Raw genomic sequence first — 17885 nt, 5'->3', positions numbered from 1 at the left:
ATAAAGAGGGTGATGAAAATCAAATTTAATTTAGTGGAAGCAATTAAGGACTGTGATTTAGAAACTTTATTTGGAGTAGACTTAAAAAAGGAACAGTGGGTTTGGTTGAACGCAGAGATTTTTCCAGACTTGATTATGAATATAACAGACTACGACTCATATGATGATGACGAAGAACTGATGGAGGCTATAAGGGGACTTTCAGAAGCAGAGTTTATTAATATAGTAGCAACCAAAATGAATGAAAAGGACTATATGTTGGTGAATCAATACCTCTTTGAGAAGTTAGAGGGAGGATTTAACGTTACTGACGATATTAAGACTTATATTTTTGTTGAAAAAAAATACTTTATGTTAAAAATGATTGGAAAGCTAAAGGAACTTGAATGGGTGCTGAAGGCAATGGCGGTGGACTCTTATCAGCATATAACTCCCGAGAAAAAGCTGAGGGCTATTTATGAAGAGGATTTTTATGAAAACATGATGATTCTAGAAGAATTATTGATTCACAATAAATATGAGAAATTCAACTGTGTATGGCGTGTGATCCCAGAAACTCAAGCTTTAGTTTTTTATAAGAATGAAAAGCAACATAGGGTATGGGCAGAGGGCAATGCAAATTTCATATATAATGAATTAAGTAAGTATTAAAAGCCTCATCATAAAACAGATGTAAGTACAAGTAAGTATACAAGTTGAATGTATTTCAAAATGAAACTTGAAAATTCCCCACAATGACTTCCTTAAGTTTAATAGGATTCATTTGTAGGGAATTTTGATTTTACAGTATTTGGATTTATCTATAGGAACTTTTCCTTTACTTTACTCCAGAATTCAAATCCTTTAAGTCTAAGCATTTTAATATTAAGACTTGAGAGTTTTAAGGATACTTCAACAATACCGTTATGTCTATGCTCCATACCATCGCTGACAATTACGATGGAGTCCTCAAAACGATACTCAGGGTTTACCTTAATAGTTGCATTGGAGGGAAGGATAACGCTGGAGGTAAAGGAACGGTATGCATTGGTATTAATAGGAGCCAGAGGACTGACTTGTATCACCTGTAGACTAGGGTCTACAATAGAACCACCTATAGAATAATTGTAGGCAGTACTACCGGTAGAGGTGGCACAAAGTATTCCATCACCGCTGAAACGTTGGATTAATTGATCGTTTACTGAAAGGTCCAAATGAACCGTCCTGGATAAATCCCCCTTGATGACAATTTCGTTGAGGGCAAAGGCATTGATACAATCTGTTCGGGTACAGATTACTGCCTCTATTGGATTAATTTCTTCTATGAAATATTCCCCAGCATGATATCTGTCTAGAAAATCGTCTATTTCATCGGGATTGATTTCTACTAAGAATCCTAAATGGCCAGTGTTAATCCCCACAACAGGGATATCAGGGAATTGATAGGTGTGGAGCATTCTTAAGAGGGAACCATCCCCACCGATACAGACAACTAAATCAGCCGTGAAATCAAACACATCAGTAACCTCGTAGCCCATTTGGATGAATTTCTTTTTTACATAACTGGCAGTATCTATAGAAAACTTAGCATTATTATGTATAATATTAATGACCTTATTACCATTGGTATTCATAAGCATTCTCCTTTAAAAATAATTTAGAGATTGTATCTATGTCTTAGTTTGTGTATTTCCATATGTTATCAGAATAATCATTTATAATGTAATATATTCCTTAAATAGCGTTTATCCGTATAAATGTTATTAATTTAGTAATTCTATATGAGAAGGAAAAATCCTTTTATAGGGATTGAAAAATCTTTAACAAGTAGAAAAAACATATTGATATAGGATTATTTTCATAATATAATAGCCATGCGAATGAAAGAAGGTGAAAAAATGCTGATATCAGACCAGCAAACAGAGCAAATGATGGTGTATCAAGTAGAGGCGGAGGATCATTTTAAAACCATCAAGCAGGTATTGAAGACCAGGCTTGATTTTTCAAGTCGACTGCTTACTAAATTAAAGAAGGACAAATCGGTTTTTCTTAATGATGAATATGTAAAATATCATGAGGAGGTAAAGGAAGGGGACTACATAAAGATTTTGATGGAGGAAGAACCTAACCAATTTACACCTCAAGACATTCCATTCCATGTAATATATGAAGATGTAGATGTCATTGTGATTAATAAACAGCCGGGAATCGTATCCCATCCTACTAAAAGTCATCCTATCTATACGATTGCTAATGCTGCTTCTTATTATCTGCAAAAAAAGGGGTTTGAATACAGAATTAGATTTGTAAATAGATTGGACATGGACACCTCTGGACTTTTGGTGATCGCAAAGAATCCCTATGCCCACCATGTTTTGTCGGAGCAGATGCAGGCAGATTTAGTGGAAAAAAGATATATTACCTTTGTAGAGGGGATTGTAGAAGCAGATGCAGGGACAATTGATGCCCCCATCCATCGGCCTACAGAGGATAGTATTAAAAGGGTAGTGGATGAAGCAGGACAGGCTTCCATCACGAGATATAAGGTACTGGAAAGATACGAAAACGCCACAATGCTAGAGGTGGAGCTCCTAACAGGTCGTACCCATCAAATAAGGGTACATATGAACCATTTAGGACATTCCATCATAGGAGATACCCTTTACGGGAACCCAGACGGCAAACTAATAGGTAGACAGGCCCTCCATGCAGCTTATTTGAAGTTTTATCAACCAAGATTTAAGAATGAAATTGTGGTGAAAGCGCCTCTACCTGATGATTTGGCGGAGTTGAGGGAGCGGTTGAAGAAGGAAAAAGTAGAAGATAAGAGATAAATATTTAAATGATTAGGCGACTCATTCTGTAGGTGTGACACTGACACTAAGGAAGGGGTCGCTTCTGTATACCCCTAGAGGGACAATTATGAGACTAGGTAAAGAATATGGAATCAGTACTAGCACTACAGAAAGTGTATATAGACATAGGTAATAAGCAATCCATAAAGAAATTTGGATGGTTTTATTTTATAGAGACTGTTCAAATACATAAAGTCATTTTAATGAATTAATATAAAACAGTTAACTGTTTGAAAATTGACAAAACATAAAAAATTCTATAAAATTATACTGGTGACATAGAATTACATAAATGGATGTTAATAATATCCATATGTTTTTTTATCTATAGCTGAACTGGAGATATGAAGGGAAGTGAAGTCAGTGAAATATCCATCTTTAAAGGTGTTCTTAAACTCATAGCAAAGACTGCTATGAGAAAACTAAAGCAATAGGGCATTAAAGTGTCTTGTAGGTAGTCTTTGCTCTGATCCATATTTCATAAGGAGGGCAAAGCGATGGGTCATATTAGTGCACAAAGTGTATTACCAGAGGAAGTAGTAGAGCTGATTCAACAATATATTGACGGTGAATACTTATATATTCCAAGAAAAATTGAGAATAAAAAATCCTGGGGTGAAAAAAATGGTACGAAAAATAATTTTAAGAATAGAGATAAAGAAATTTTTAATAAATATACCCAAGGGACTACTGTAGTCGAGTTGGCAGAAGTATACTATCTTTCGGAAAAGAGCATAAGAAGAATTCTAAGTAAAGAAAAGAGAAGGAAATTATAATATAAATGGACATTTATTAATCAGATTAATAATAAATGTCCATTTACTTATTAAAAAGCTCAAGTTTGATTAAGTACTGTTTATGAGATTACTAGATCAATTTATATTTGATAGAATAAAGTAAGTAGTCTTATAATATTTAACATGGGGGGAATTAAAATGAGAATAGAATTTAAGAATCCGACAGAAACTGATGCTATTGATATAGCTACATGGAAATATGAAGGAGAATACTCCTTTTATAATAACGACAAAACTGAGGTTAAGCAACAATGGGCAAGAAATATACATACAGAGGAAAATGCATTTGTTTTATATAATGATGAACAAGAATTAATGGGCAACTTTAGTTTTGATTACGATGATGAAAAAGATGTATTTATGTTTGGCGTACAAATGAGACCTAGTCTTACTGGAAGGGGAATGGGGACAGAAATTATTAGTGCTGTACTGGATTTTGGCAGAGAAAAATATAAGTTTGACAAATTAGAGTTACTAGTTGCAAAGTTCAATAAAAGGGCTATACGAGTCTATGAAAAACTAGGTTTTGAAAAGATAGATGAACTTACATGGTTTGTAAATAATCAGGACACAGAATTTATTGCCATGAGGAAAAGCTATTAGAGATCAGGTTGACTCTAGATTTAATAGTAAATTAAATTGGGGCTTTGTTTAGATTGCCTAAGGAAGAGAAGGAGGATTTTATGATTCGCTTAGAGGAGATAACGGAAGAAAACTGGATAGAATGTATTGGTTTAAAGGAAGAGGAAAATGCAAGGAAATTTATTGCTTCAAATCTTTTTTCTATAGCACAGGCGCAGTTTTATCCAAAAGCAATCTCAAGAGCCATATACAATGACCAGACAATGGTTGGTTATACCTTGCATGGAGAGGATGAAGATGAGCATGATATGTTTCATATCGATAGACTCATGATTGGTTTAGATTATAGGAATAATGGCTTTGCTAGTGAAACTCTCCAATTAATTATCAATGAGGCCAGTGAAAAGGGTTATAATAAATTAGCAGCAAGTGTTCATCCAGAGAATAAAAAGATGCACAATCTACTTGGTAAATTCGGATTTGAGTTCCGAGGTGAATATGATGACGACGAGATGGTCTTCAGAAGAGTTAGCATTAATAATAAATGAGACTCATGCAACTTGATTTAAAGGTGTTGAAAGTTTTAAGTAAATATTAAAGTGTACTTATGTTCCCTCAAGCTACGGTTTGAGGGAATTTTACCTAAGGGGATTATCTTAAGCTTAATTCTAATTAATAATTATTTTTTAATATTAGTGATACTATAAGAGTAACTGGCCCTTTTGTAGGTTCGAGGAAGAGGCACAGTCCTTTGTTTTACTTTGAAAACTAAAGGATGATCCTCAATAGTAAAGTAACTGTAATTAAAGACAGCAGTGTGGTTACAGATACAATAACGGCTGCATATTCTTTTTCTGTATCAAAATTTTCTGCTAGAATTGCAGTCATGGCAGCAGCTGGCATAGCACTCATAATAATTACTGTATTGATAGCTTTGGATGTCCCTACTAATAATGATAAGAAGTAAAGGATACCAGGTATGATAATCAGCTTAGTAATGACGCCATAATACAATGTCCAGTCCTTCAAATACTTTTGAATTTTAGTGTTTGAGAGTATAACTCCGATTATGATCATGGACAAGGGACCAGTAATACTTCCTATACTATTAATACTAGACAAAATTGCTCTAGGGGGTTTAATATTCGATACCATAATGATAATACCGATACAAACTGCTATAATGGAGGGATTTGTAAGGATTTTTTTCAGTTCATTTCTGAAGTCATTTTTTTCAGAATCACCTCTAAATAGCATAAGGCCATATGTCCATAAAAGTATTACAAAGAACATATTAAATATAGAACCATAGATGATTCCCTCTGGGCCATAAATTGAATTTAATATAGGAAAACCTACATACCCTGTATTTGTAAAGACATTAGCGAAATGTAGTATTGTTTTTTTATCATTTTTGATAGGCAATAACATCAAATGAGAAACAGCTATTATGAGAATGTACCCTATGATAGAATAATAAAATGTATTTATGACATTAGACTTAACTGTATCACTATATGTAAATGTAAATGATGAAAGAATCATGAAGGGCAAAGCAATTTGGATGAGTATAGCGATCAATGCTTTGTTTACTTCGGGTGTAATAATATTTCTCTTGCTTCCATAGACCCCCACTAAAATGATAATAAATAATGAAGTAACACTTTCTATAATCACTGACATTTCCAAGTGAAGCCCCCCTTTTGGATTTAAGTATTAACTATTTTATGCAGGAAGTAAGATTATGTTAAGGAAACCTTTTGACATCAAAATAAAGGAAAAATTACAATAATGGGGAATACCTAAGTAAGACTTAATAAAAGGAGCGAAAGCAGGATAAGATTATTGAGACTTTTAAGGAGCGAGATTGATGTAGAAAAGAGAATTGATTCATATATACATATATGGGGGAGATTATATGTCAAAAATAACAGGTATTGGTGGAGTGTTTCTGAATATTAGTGGTGATACGAAAAAATTACTAAATTGGTATCATGAAGTTTTAGGTTTGGATATTACTGAATATGGTATTAATTTTCTTTCACCAAATAAGTGCACTCTAATCACGTTTGATAATAAGGAATCAAGTGAAACTGTACTTAATTTTACAGTTAATAATCTTGAGGAGTTCTTACAATCATTAAAAAACAAGAATGTTAAAATTATTCAAGATATAAAGGCCTATGAATATGGAAAGTTTGCTCAAATTGAAGATATACTTGGAAATATCGTAGAGCTATGGGAACCCAATGATGATAACTACAAAAACATGGTTAAAAAAGAAATAGATGATTTTAATAAGAAATTGTAAATATGACAAGAAATTTACAGCATAAGTTGGAAAATAGATGTATCTTAAAACAATAAAACCTCGGTACAAATACCGAGGTTTTCCTTTAGCAATCCCTATCATTTCCTGGTGGAGATAAGGGGGCTCGAACCCCTGACCTCTACACTGCCAGTGTAGCGCTCTCCCAGCTGAGCTATATCCCCATGAAGTTTTTAATCTAGTAAAATTCTACTAGAAAAAGTCATTTAAGTCAATAGGATGATAAATTTTTATGTTTAATGGATTTTTAAATAATTGTAAAAATCATTAATTTCTGATAATATAGTAATATAAAAGAATTTAGTAATGCGAAATATAAGGGGGACAAAATGGATGGGTACAGCTGCAGCGATATTGGATATAAAGGAAAGTGACAAAAAAGTATTAAGGAGAAATGTAATCAATATTGCGTGGCCTGCGGTGACGGAGCTAATCCTGATCTCTCTTGTTGGGGCAATCGATATGATTATGGTGGGAAAGCTGGGAGCTGCGGCAATCGCCTCTATAGGTTTAACGAATCAACCTATTTTTTTAATAATGGCGATTTTTCAAGCCCTAAATGTAGGAGGTACAGCCATTGTATCTAGGGAAATTGGTGCTGGTAATGTAGGGGAAGCAAACAAAGCCACAAGACATGTTATTATCATCACATCTATATTATCGGTTCTAATCATCATACCAGCCATGATCTACGTTACCCAGATATATAAATTTATGGGGGCAGATCAAGACGTTATAGATATAGGACTAAACTATTTTAAAGTTGCATTGATCGGAATCATATTTCAAAATATCTCCCTAGCTGTAGCGGCGGTCCTTAGGGGGAGTGGTGATACTAAAAGCCCAATGATGATTAACGTAGGGGCAAATATTATCAATGTCATTATGAACTATCTTTTAATATTTGGTATGTTTGGGGCACCTCAGCTAGGGGTGACAGGTGCAGGGGTAGCCACCCTACTGGCTAGAATGTTGGGGATGATCTTCTTAATAGGAATATTGGCTTCTGGAAGAACAGTACTTAGGTTAAGATTTAAAAACTTCTTTTCATGGGATCAATCAATGATGAAAAAAGTGATTAAGATTGGATTACCTTCAGCAGCAGAACAGTTGGTTCTCCGTACGGGAAATCTAACATTTGTTAGAATCATTGCAGGACTTGGGACGGTCATTTATGCTTCCCATCAAATAGCCATCAGTATATTATCCCTTTCCTTTACTACGGGTATGGCATTTGCTATGGCGGCCTCCGCTTTGATTGGTCAAAGTCTTGGGGCAGAAAAAAGAGAATTAGCAGAAGCCTATGGTAAGGAAGTTCGTTTCTTAGGTTCAGTAGTAGCCACCACAATAGGAGTTTTATTCTTTATCTTTTCGGAACAGATTATCGGACTCTATAGCAGTGATCCAGCGGTAATTAAAAATGCCTCCATAGCCCTTAGAATGATCGCCATCATACAGCCCTTCCAATCCTCCCAACTAATTTTGGCAGGGGGACTAAGGGGAGCAGGGGATACCAAGTGGCCTTTACTTTCCACCATGGCAGGGATCTGGGGGATTCGTGTCACCTTAGGCATTCTATTTGTATTAGTTTTCAAAATGGGACTATTTGGTGCATGGTTAGCCATCTGTGTCGATCAGGTCATCAGATATTGCATACTTTATATGAGATTTAGGACTGGAAAATGGAAATATGTAAAAATATAGAATTTTTAAAAAAATTGTTAATATTTCTAGGTATTTAGGAGGGATTTTTCAATTGATAGCGAATAACAACTATTAAAAGCCCATTTCATTATATCGTGTTGATTATGCTATTATTCAATTGATTATTTCGACATATCCCCACTTTATTGGGCATAAAATTTATAAACGTGATAATTTATAACTAAAAAATTATCATGTGATGAGCAATCAATTGATAAAGCCAAATAAAGTCTAATCTACAAAAAAAGATAGGGGGAATCAGGGAAATGAACAATCTTCAGAACACTTCCAAAAATAATATCGATGAAATGGAAGGGGAATTAAGAGCCCTGACGGAGATGATGATTCAGGTATTATCCCAACAAAAACACCTAGGAAAACTAAAGGAAGAAGAATATCAAAAGCTAGTTATAAACAAATTAAAATTCTTAGCTTAGAAAATTAGTGATAGAAATGATAAGTCCTTAGGGGCTTTCTTTTTTTGCAGATTTATGTTAATATATTATGTAAACTTTAATAGTGGGTTAGACCTCATTAGAACAGGAGGGTAAAATAAATGTTTAAATCAATTAAAAGTAAAAAGCACAGAATGTTGGCAGTGGGAACACTGCTTATTGTTATGGTATTAGCAGTTTCCTTAGGGATTTATAAAGAATACTACAGAGAAGAGGTAGGGGAATTAAGCTACCAAAGCTTCCTTGCCAAGATGGAGGCAGGGGAAGTAAAGGAAGTGTATTTATCGGAGGGAGCTGAACTTAAGGGAAAACTAACCTCTGGTGCAGCTTTTATTACTGATAATCCCCGAACGGATTCTTTGAAGGAAATGCTTCTAATGAAGGGGGTGAAGGTGGTAGAGGTCAATGAGCAATTTTCTATTGGTCAACTGATTACTTTTATCGTCGTAATGGTAGGCTTCTTTGGCTTTGCTATTTTCATGTCTAAAAATAACTCAAGACAAGCCTCTAAAGAATACGACAAAATGTCATCTGTAGATTATGCCACCGAGAAAAAATCCCAAATCAATTTTAGAAGTGTTGCAGGAAATGAAGAAGCTAAAGGTAGCTTGATGGAAATGGTGGATTTCTTGAAAAACCCAGACAAGTATTCACGATATGGAGCCAAAATGCCTAGGGGGGTAATCCTTTATGGACCTCCAGGGACAGGCAAGACGTTGATGGCTAAAGCCCTAGCCAGCGAAGCAGGGGTGGATTTCATGGCGGTATCGGGTTCGGACTTCGTTCAAATCTATGCAGGTGTGGGTGCTGCTAGGATTAGAAGTCTATTTAAGAGTGCTGCTGAAAAGGGCAAGTGCGTCATATTTATTGACGAGATTGATGCGATTGGTAAAAAACGTGATCGTGGAGGATTAGGTGGTAGTGACGAATCTGATCGTACTTTGAATGCCCTTCTGACGGAAATGTCAGGTTTTAAAGGAAATGAAGGGATCGTTGTATTGGCTGCCACCAACCGTCTTGATACTTTAGATGAAGCCCTATTAAGACCAGGACGTTTTGATAGACAAATAGAGGTAGGCTTACCAGATGTAAAGGCAAGAATGGAGATCTTATCCTTGTATACTCAAAATAGACCAATCGCAGAGGATTTAAATATTGCTGCCTTAGCTCAACAGACGGTATATTTCAGTGGTGCAAAGCTGGAAAACCTGATGAATGAAGCGGCAATTTATGCTGCCCGTGAAAATGCTGAAGCCATTACTGAAAAACATGTGGATAGAGCCTTTTATACAGTTGTAGCTGGTGAGGAAAAGAAAGATAGAAGTAATATTCCTCAAATAGATCGAAAAATCACTGCCTACCATGAGGCTGGTCATGCTGCGATTACAAAGCTATTATGTCCAAAAAACCGTGTGACAAAGGTAACCATTATCCCAAGTACCAAGGGGGCAGGGGGTTTTAGTATGAACATCCCTCCTGATAAGATGTATCACACAAAAAGGGACATGCTTAACAATATTAAAATAGCATTGGCGGGTAGAATCGCCGAGGAAGTGACCTTTGGTGAGGATAATATCACCACTGGTGCAAGTAATGACATTCAAAGGGCTACTGAAATACTATCATCAATGATTAAGCGTTTCGGTATGTCCAACAAGCTAGGAATGATTAACTATGATATCCTATTAGGACAACAGGGGGTAAATCAAAACCTAGTGGAAGTCATTAATAAGGAGATGGAAAGACTTTATGATGAGACAAAGGCCATAATTCAAGAAAATCTACCATTGGTTGAGGCCATTGCAGAGGGTCTATTGGCTAAAGAAACATTAAAGGAAGATGAGATTGATGAATTATGCAAAAACTATAAAAATGAAGAAGCAGGTATAATGCACTAAGGTTTCGTTTCATTATAGAAAAGGACTTGGACATCGATTAAAGATGTGTCTAGGTCTTTTTTTATTGTTTTGTGTCATTTATGACACGTAATAATCTCTAAGTACTACATAAAACATAACACATATATAAAAAATAATTTATTCAATAGATAAGTGTTGCTTAATAATATATATGTGCTATACTAAATAAGGAATTAAGATACACAAAATAGCACCAATCAATTTATTAGTACATAATAATAAAGTACAAAGGCATATGACATCAATTGTTTGTTCATATTTGCATTTTAGTTTTATCAAGTATATACGAAGTCTCAAATAAAATATTAAAAAATTATTGGGGGGTAATTATTTTGTACAATACAAAGGAGTCAAGTATCTTAGAGGTTCAAAAACTTAGCAAGGTTTATTACAATCTTTCCATCAAAGAACTAATGGATATTGCAGTAAAAAAAGAAGGTGGAAAAATTACCACTGATGGGGCTCTTTGTATTAACACCGGTAAATATACGGGCAGATCACCCAATGACCGCTTTATAGTAGATGAAGATTCAGTACACAAATATATCAATTGGAATAAAACAAACCTGCCGATTTCAAAAGAGGCTTTTGAAGGGCTTTATCGTAAAGCTCTGGAATATATGGAAATGAAAGAATTATATGTGTTTGATGGTTTTGTAGGAGCAGATGCAAATTATCGAATCCCCATAAGGGTGATTAATGAGTTTGCCTATCAGAATTTATTTGCCCAACAGATGTTTATCAAAGGTCAAAAAGAAAAATTAGAAAATTTCGCTCCTGAATTTACTGTAGTTGCTTTACCAGACTTCAAGGCAATACCAGAGGTGGATGGAACAAATTCAGAAGTGTTCATTATCATAAGTTTTGAGAAAAAGCTGGTATTAATTGGGGGTACAAAGTATTCTGGAGAGATTAAAAAATCCATCTTTACGGTGATGAATTACCTGCTACCATTTAAAAAGGTACTACCAATGCACTGTTCCGCTAATGTAGGGGAAGATGGGGACGTGACTTTATTCTTCGGATTATCTGGAACAGGGAAAACAACTTTGTCGGCGGATGACAATAGAAGGCTAATCGGAGATGATGAGCATGGCTGGACTGATCATGGTGTGTTTAATTTTGAAGGGGGCTGCTATGCTAAATGTATCAATTTATCCCAAAAGCAGGAACCGCAGATTTGGAATGCCATTAAAGAAGGAGCAATCTTGGAAAATGTCGTCATAGATGAAGAGGGTAGACCAGATTATAGTGATGATTGCTATACGGAAAATACCCGCGTTGCCTTTCCTGTTGAGCATATTGAAAATGCAGTCCTAGAGGGAAGGGGAGGAATCCCCAAGACCATTATCTTTCTTACTGCCGATGCTACAGGGGTATTGCCTCCCATCTCAAAGCTGACAAAGGAACAGGCAATGTATCACTTTATGTCGGGTTATACCAGCAAGTTGGCAGGTACAGAAAGGGGTATCGTAGAACCCACAGCCACCTTCTCCACCTGTTTTGGGGGGCCCTTTATGATCCTCAAACCACAGGTCTATGCAGAGCTTCTAGGTGAAAAGATAGAGCAGTATAATGTAGATGTATTTTTAGTCAATACTGGATGGACTGGAGGCACCTATGGTAAAGGAAGCCGTATGAAATTAAAATATACTAGATCAATGGTAAGGGCAGCCATAGAGGGAAGGCTGGATCAGATAAGCTATGTTACGGACCCCATATTCAAGCTACAGATTCCAATCGTTTGTCCAGAGGTACCCAGTAATATATTGAATCCCTCCAATACATGGGGAGATATCCGAGAATACAAGGAAAAGGCTACGGCATTGGCCTATAGTTTTCATGAAAATTTTAAGCAGTTTAAGTCGGTGTCAGAGGAAGCTGAAAAGGTGGACCAAGAGAGGTTATTGAAGATATTGTAACATACTGATAAGGTAGGATTTCATATTATGGAGTTGTATATAGGGTATTGAGAAGTAGTATTGAAAATTTGTAGTAAACCCGTAATGTTCTAGAGAATGATACGGATTTTTTAAATTGGGGTATACAAAAAATTCAATCATCAAAATAAGTGTATTACCATATATTTAAAATATTAGTGGTGATATTTGCTTTACATAGGAATGATGATAAAGCTAATCCAAAGGGGTTAGCTTTTTAATTTGAAAATTTCCAGAAGGAGGTTGTCTATGGAGTTACTAAGCACCTTATCAATGAAGGAGGCCAAGGAGAAGGTTCGAGGAATATTTCAAGACTTATTTTTGAAGGCAGAGGAGGTATCCATCTGGGAGGCGATAGATAGGGTACTGGCGGTGGATGTGATTTCCCCCATAAATGTACCAGAGTTCCATAGATCTACCGTGGATGGCTATGCTGTCCTATCAAAAGATACCAATGGAGCCAGCGAATCATTACCTAGCTTTTTAGATATAGTTGGAGAAATTGAAATGGGACAGGAGGTAAATCTAGAAATAAAGTCAGGCAATACCTGCTATATTCCCACAGGGGGAATGTTACCCAAAGGCAGCGATGGGGTGGTGATGGTGGAATATACAGAACTGTTGGAAGAAAAAACAGTGTGTATTCAAAGACCTGTAGCACCACTGGAAAATACATTGCAAAAGGGTGATGATCTACAGGAGGGACAGGTGGTATTTCAAAAGGGACATCAGCTGAGAAGTCATGACATTGGGGTACTGGCAGGGATGGGATTTGCCACGGTTGAGGTTTATCAAAAACCAAGAATCAGCATCATTTCCACTGGAAATGAATTGGTGTCATTAGAGGAAGAATTACAAATGGGAAAAATAAGAGATATGAATACCTATAGCTTGTCAGCAGCAGCCCTACAGGATCATGCGATGATTGTTCGGGCAATCATTGTAAAGGACCACTTTGATGATTTAAAGGCTATGTTGGAGAAATCTATAGAAGATAGCGATATCGTTTTAATCTCTGGGGGAAGCTCTATGGGGACGAAGGATATTACAAAGGATGTAATCAATTTTGTTGGTGAACCGGGGGTCTTTATCCATGGGATTGCCGTCAAACCGGGTAAGCCTACGATTGTGGGTAAGCTAGGGAACGTGGCTGTGTATGGATTGCCGGGACAACCTGTATCTGCCATGGTGATCTATCAAGTGTTGGTACGGGATTTAATCCATAGCCTTTATGGGATTCACAAGATTCAACCCTATATACTAGGGGAATTGACGGTGAATATTTCATCCAACATGGGAAAAGAACACTATGTAATGGTAAATCTAACCCAAGAGAAAAATAAAACACTGGTGTCTCCTGTCTATGGAAAATCAGGAATGTTGACCATGATGGCTAAATCCATTGGGTATATTTGTATAGAACAAAACCAAGAAGGGTTAGAAAAGGGCTCTAATGTGAAGGTTTATTTATTTTAACTAAGTCTACATCTATTCTAAAAAATATACTTGTAAAAAGGTGGGATTGGGATGAAGGAAACAAGAAACATATACTTAACCAATATTCCTCTAAAGGAAGCTCAAGAAACCTATATCAATCGAATTGAGTTCTCCAATTTTTATCAGAGCATTGAAGAAATTCCTGTGGTCTCAGCTTTGGGGAGAGTCTCTGTTGGGGCTGTATTTGCGGAAAGATCCTCCCCTAATTACAATGGGGCTGCAATGGATGGAATCGCAGTAATTGCAGAGAAGACCTATGGGGCAACGGAAACCCGGCCAGTGGAGCTAAAAAAAGAAAATGATTTTGTCTATATCAATACTGGTGGTTGTATTAAAGAACCCTTTAATGCAGTAATCATGATTGAAGATATTGTGATTTTAGATGATGAAACTGTAAAAATCCATGAAGCAGCTAGACCTTGGCAACATATTCGCCCTATAGGGGAGGATATTGTTGCTGGAGAATTAATTATATCGGCTAATCACAGGATTCGACCAGTGGATATAGGAGCATTGTTGGCGGGGAAAATAGTAAAAGTTAAAGTGCTTCCATTGCCAAGGGTAGGGTTGATCCCCACTGGCTCAGAGATTGTAGATGTATCTGATGAATTAGAAAATGGAAAAATCATTGAATCTAATACCAGTATGTTTGCCGCCATGTTGCAGGAATACAACGGGATACCGAAACGATACCCTGTAGTGAAGGATGACTTTGAGAAAATAAAAGAGGGGATTTTACTGGCACTAGAAGAAAATGACGTGGTAGTGATAAATGCAGGTTCCTCGGCTGGGTCGCGGGACTTTACAGTGGATGTTTTAAGAGAAATTGGAGAAGTCATCATCCATGGAGTCGCAACCAAACCAGGAAAACCAGTAATCCTTGCTATTGTACGAGGTAAGCCTGTGGTGGGAATTCCAGGGTATCCCGTATCGGCGTATTTTACAATGGAATTTTTTATTAAGCCTTTAATTGCCAAATACAATAAGCAGGTGATGACGTCGCCAACTACAGTTAAGGCAACCCTTTCAAGAAGAATAGTCTCGTCCCTAAAGCATGAGGAATACGTCCGCATGAAGATGGGGAAAGTGGGAAACAAGCTGATTGCTACACCACTGGAACGGGGAGCAGGGGTCGCCATGTCCCTTGTTAGGGCTGATGGAGTTCTAATCATCCCTCAACAATTGGAGGGCTACGATGGGGGAACAGTGGTGGATATTCAACTGATGAAACCAATGGAAGAAATTCAAGAAACCCTTGTATCTATAGGAAGTCATGATTTGGTAATAGATTTGTTGGGAAATCAGATTCATGAAACCAATAGTCTGTTGTTTTTATCCTCTGCCCATGTGGGGAGTCTTGGGGGAATCATGGCTATGAAGAAAAAGGAATGTCATTTAGCTCCGATTCATTTAATGGATACCAAGACTGGGGAGTACAATATTTCCTATGTTCGACAATATTCGAAGGGTGAATCAATGGCTCTGATCAAGTTCGTTGGAAGAAGCCAAGGACTCATGGTGAAGAAGGGAAATCCTAAGAAGATCAAAGGAATTGCTGATTTAGCAAGGGAAGAGATTCATTTTGTCAATCGCCAAAGGGGAGCCGGTACCCGTATCCTGTTGGACTACTATCTAAACGATCTAGGAATAGAGCCTGATGCAGTACAGGGCTATGAAAGGGAAATGACCACCCATATGGCTGTGGCGGTGGCAGTCTCTGGTGGAACTGCTGACTGTGGCTTGGGGGTATATTCAGCGGCTACCACAATGGGATTAGATTTTATCCCCATTGCATGGGAGGACTATGATTTATTGATTCCTCAAGCATTTCTTGAAGACTCAAGGGTACTTCAGCTATTGGAAGTGATGAAGAGTGATGCCTTTGTTAATCATGTAAATAGACTAGGGGGATATAATACTGAGAGTATAGGAAAAGTAGTTTTAATATAAAGGGGGATTGACAGTGGCAAAGGTAATATCAATCAATATCAGTGATGAAAAGGGAATGTCAAAGGATCCTATACAGGAAGGAATCTTTGTTGAAAGCTTTGGTTTAGAAGGGGATGCACATGGTGGGGACTGGCATCGGCAAGTCAGTATCCTAGCTCAAGAAAGTATAGATAAGATTGCAGCCAGGGGGATTAAAGACCTGTTCCCAGGTAGATTTGCTGAAAACATCACAACAGAGGGGATTATATTGCATGAACTTCCAGTAGGAATGAAATTGCTAATCGGAGAAACCCTTCAAGAGGTGACTCAAATTGGTAAAAAATGTCATAGTCGCTGTGGCATCTATCATACGGTGGGGGACTGTGTAATGCCTAAGGAAGGGATCTTTACGAAGGTGATTAAAGGGGGAAGGATTAAGATTGGTGATTTAATTAAAATATTAGGCTGATGAAAAGCTCCACCTTCAGCGTCTCTTCAAAAACCCAGCATAGAGCATCCTTGTAGAAATTTGACGAATTACAACGAACTTCCCAATATTTAACCAAGTCATAACAAAACTCCTATGCTTTTCCAATATAATAACCTTATACAAGTGGAGGGGGATTTTTATGGCGATTAATAACATCAAAGAGCATGACTTAAAGGCTGAATTCCTTGATATATTAAGGAATCGTAAAGTAGTTACATATTATCAACCTATTGTCTCCTTAAAGGATGCTGAAATCATAGGCTATGAAGCCCTCAGTAGAGGTCCTAATTATAGTCCGCTGCATTATCCCAATGAATTATTTGGCTATGCAAAGAAACTCAATAAGGTATGGGAATTAGACTTGTTATGTAGACTAACGGCTATTGAGAAGGCAAAGGAAATAATCGGAGAGAAATATCTTTTTATTAATATAGATTCTGCTATTGTAAAGGACCCTGACTTTAAGCAGGGTTTTACAAAGGAATATTTAGCCCAGTGGGGTTTAGAGCCTAAGCATATTATTTTTGAAATAACAGAGCATACGGCTATAGCTGACTATAAGAGTTTTAAGGAAATATTGGAAAATTATCGAGGGCAAGGCTATCGAGTAGCTGTAGATGATGCTGGTGAGGGCTATGCTGGGTTGCGGATGTTGGCAGAAATCAGGCCTAATTTCATTAAAATAGATATGGGGTTAATTCGAGATATAGATAAAGACATGTTAAAAAGAGAGCTGTTAAAAAGCTTCCAACAGTTTTCAAAAACAACTGGAATCAAACTAATTGGTGAAGGAATTGAAACCTATGATGAACTAAAGACCCTGATGGAAATTGGAATAGAGTACGGGCAAGGGTATTTCTTTCAAAGACCTCAGCCAAATATGGTTCCCTTAGATTTAAAGGTTTTGAACGTTTTACATAGTATTAATGATATCATAAGGGCCAATAAAGAAGCAAAAGAATATATTCGAGTTGGAGATATTTCAAGGCTAGATGCACCTATGGAATACTCCTGTCACTGTAATGAAGCCCATCAGCTATTCAGTGAGAAATACAACCTTCAAGGAATTGTGGTGGTCAAACAAGAAGAGATTGTAGGGCTAGTCATGAGGAATAAGTTTTATCTTCAAATGCTCAAAAGAACAGATGGGGCTGAATTTTTAAACGAGCCCATTACCAGTGCCATGGATCCCTATCCGTTGGTGGTGGATCAGGACAGTAATATACAAGAAGTATCTAGAAGGGCTATCGCAAGGGAAGAAAATAGTGTCTATGATTATATTGTAGTGGCTGAAAATAATCGATACAAGGCTGTGACTTCCGTGGCTTACTTATTGGATACTTTGAATAATATTGAAGTTGAGTAATGGTGGGTTAATTTACTATACTAATAATGTAAAGTAGCTGAAA

Annotated in this window: 16 protein-coding genes and 1 tRNA gene; 14 read left to right on the top strand and 3 right to left on the bottom strand. The window is 36.8% G+C overall.

Annotation, left to right across the window (positions count from 1 at the left end; translation table 11 throughout):
• The first annotated feature begins 12 nt into the window (after window positions 1-12).
• On the top strand, window positions 13-651 hold the full coding sequence (locus tag JOC73_RS06935) for a hypothetical protein (RefSeq protein ID WP_204401525.1): 639 nt from the start codon (window positions 13-15) through the stop codon (window positions 649-651).
• A 149-nt stretch (window positions 652-800) separates the two neighbouring features.
• Here JOC73_RS06935 and JOC73_RS06930 read toward each other — a convergent pair whose 3' ends face one another.
• Entirely contained in the window at window positions 801-1613 is an 813-nt protein-coding gene (locus tag JOC73_RS06930) for an NAD(+)/NADH kinase (RefSeq protein WP_204401523.1), read from the bottom strand.
• Window positions 1614-1877: 264 nt separating this feature from the next.
• On the opposite strand from JOC73_RS06930, the gene JOC73_RS06925 reads away from it, so the two are divergent.
• The 4 genes from JOC73_RS06925 (at window position 1878) to JOC73_RS06910 (ending at window position 4761) form a co-directional block, all read left to right on the top strand.
• Window positions 1878-2813: an RluA family pseudouridine synthase gene (locus tag JOC73_RS06925; protein WP_204401521.1), complete on the top strand. Its 936-nt coding sequence runs from the start codon at window positions 1878-1880 to the stop codon at window positions 2811-2813.
• A 518-nt stretch (window positions 2814-3331) separates the two neighbouring features.
• Window positions 3332-3610, top strand: coding sequence for a CD3324 family protein (locus tag JOC73_RS06920; RefSeq protein ID WP_204401519.1), 279 nt, complete (start codon window positions 3332-3334; stop codon window positions 3608-3610).
• A 159-nt stretch (window positions 3611-3769) separates the two neighbouring features.
• On the top strand, window positions 3770-4234 hold the full coding sequence (locus JOC73_RS06915) for a GNAT family N-acetyltransferase (RefSeq protein ID WP_204401517.1): 465 nt from the start codon (window positions 3770-3772) through the stop codon (window positions 4232-4234).
• An 80-nt stretch (window positions 4235-4314) separates the two neighbouring features.
• Window positions 4315-4761 carry a GNAT family N-acetyltransferase gene (locus JOC73_RS06910; protein WP_204401515.1) on the top strand — a complete coding sequence of 149 codons (447 nt, stop codon included), beginning with the start codon at window positions 4315-4317 and terminating at the stop codon, window positions 4759-4761.
• A 220-nt stretch (window positions 4762-4981) separates the two neighbouring features.
• Here JOC73_RS06910 and JOC73_RS06905 read toward each other — a convergent pair whose 3' ends face one another.
• Window positions 4982-5896, bottom strand: coding sequence for an AEC family transporter (locus JOC73_RS06905; RefSeq protein WP_243427881.1), 915 nt, complete (start codon window positions 5894-5896; stop codon window positions 4982-4984).
• A gap of 235 nt (window positions 5897-6131) precedes the next feature.
• On the opposite strand from JOC73_RS06905, the gene JOC73_RS06900 reads away from it, so the two are divergent.
• A complete protein-coding gene (locus JOC73_RS06900; protein WP_204401511.1) occupies window positions 6132-6524 on the top strand; it encodes a VOC family protein in 393 nt (130 codons plus the stop codon).
• A 106-nt stretch (window positions 6525-6630) separates the two neighbouring features.
• On the opposite strand, the gene JOC73_RS06895 is transcribed toward JOC73_RS06900, so the two are convergent.
• Window positions 6631-6706: transfer RNA gene (locus JOC73_RS06895), tRNA-Ala, on the bottom strand.
• A gap of 169 nt (window positions 6707-6875) precedes the next feature.
• On the opposite strand from JOC73_RS06895, the gene JOC73_RS06890 reads away from it, so the two are divergent.
• The 8 genes from JOC73_RS06890 (at window position 6876) to JOC73_RS06855 (ending at window position 17842) form a co-directional block, all read left to right on the top strand.
• Entirely contained in the window at window positions 6876-8246 is a 1371-nt protein-coding gene (locus tag JOC73_RS06890; protein WP_204401509.1) for an MATE family efflux transporter, read from the top strand.
• Between the two features lie 266 nt (window positions 8247-8512).
• A complete protein-coding gene (locus JOC73_RS06885) occupies window positions 8513-8683 on the top strand; it encodes a hypothetical protein (RefSeq protein ID WP_204401507.1) in 171 nt (56 codons plus the stop codon).
• Between the two features lie 119 nt (window positions 8684-8802).
• The gene (locus JOC73_RS06880) at window positions 8803-10599 is read left to right on the top strand and encodes an ATP-dependent metallopeptidase FtsH/Yme1/Tma family protein (protein ID WP_204401505.1); all 1797 of its coding nucleotides are present in this window, start codon (window positions 8803-8805) and stop codon (window positions 10597-10599) included.
• A gap of 353 nt (window positions 10600-10952) precedes the next feature.
• Complete coding sequence (gene pckA / locus JOC73_RS06875) at window positions 10953-12542, top strand: phosphoenolpyruvate carboxykinase (ATP) (RefSeq protein WP_207755066.1); 1590 nt, start codon at window positions 10953-10955, stop codon at window positions 12540-12542.
• Between the two features lie 267 nt (window positions 12543-12809).
• A complete protein-coding gene (locus JOC73_RS06870) occupies window positions 12810-14036 on the top strand; it encodes a molybdopterin molybdotransferase MoeA (RefSeq protein ID WP_204401503.1) in 1227 nt (408 codons plus the stop codon).
• A 51-nt stretch (window positions 14037-14087) separates the two neighbouring features.
• On the top strand, window positions 14088-16007 hold the full coding sequence (locus JOC73_RS06865) for a molybdopterin biosynthesis protein (RefSeq protein ID WP_204401501.1): 1920 nt from the start codon (window positions 14088-14090) through the stop codon (window positions 16005-16007).
• Window positions 16008-16020: 13 nt separating this feature from the next.
• Window positions 16021-16455 carry an MOSC domain-containing protein gene (locus tag JOC73_RS06860; protein ID WP_204401499.1) on the top strand — a complete coding sequence of 145 codons (435 nt, stop codon included), beginning with the start codon at window positions 16021-16023 and terminating at the stop codon, window positions 16453-16455.
• Window positions 16456-16615: 160 nt separating this feature from the next.
• Window positions 16616-17842, top strand: a complete 1227-nt coding sequence (locus JOC73_RS06855) for an EAL domain-containing protein (protein WP_204401497.1) — start codon at window positions 16616-16618, stop codon at window positions 17840-17842.
• Window positions 17843-17885: the final 43 nt, after the last annotated feature.

Source organism: Alkaliphilus hydrothermalis (assembly GCF_016908555.1).
Lineage (GTDB): Bacteria > Bacillota > Clostridia > Peptostreptococcales > Natronincolaceae > Alkaliphilus > Alkaliphilus hydrothermalis.
Note: the sequence above shows the minus strand (reverse complement) of the source record. Positions and strands in the feature narration are given on the sequence as shown.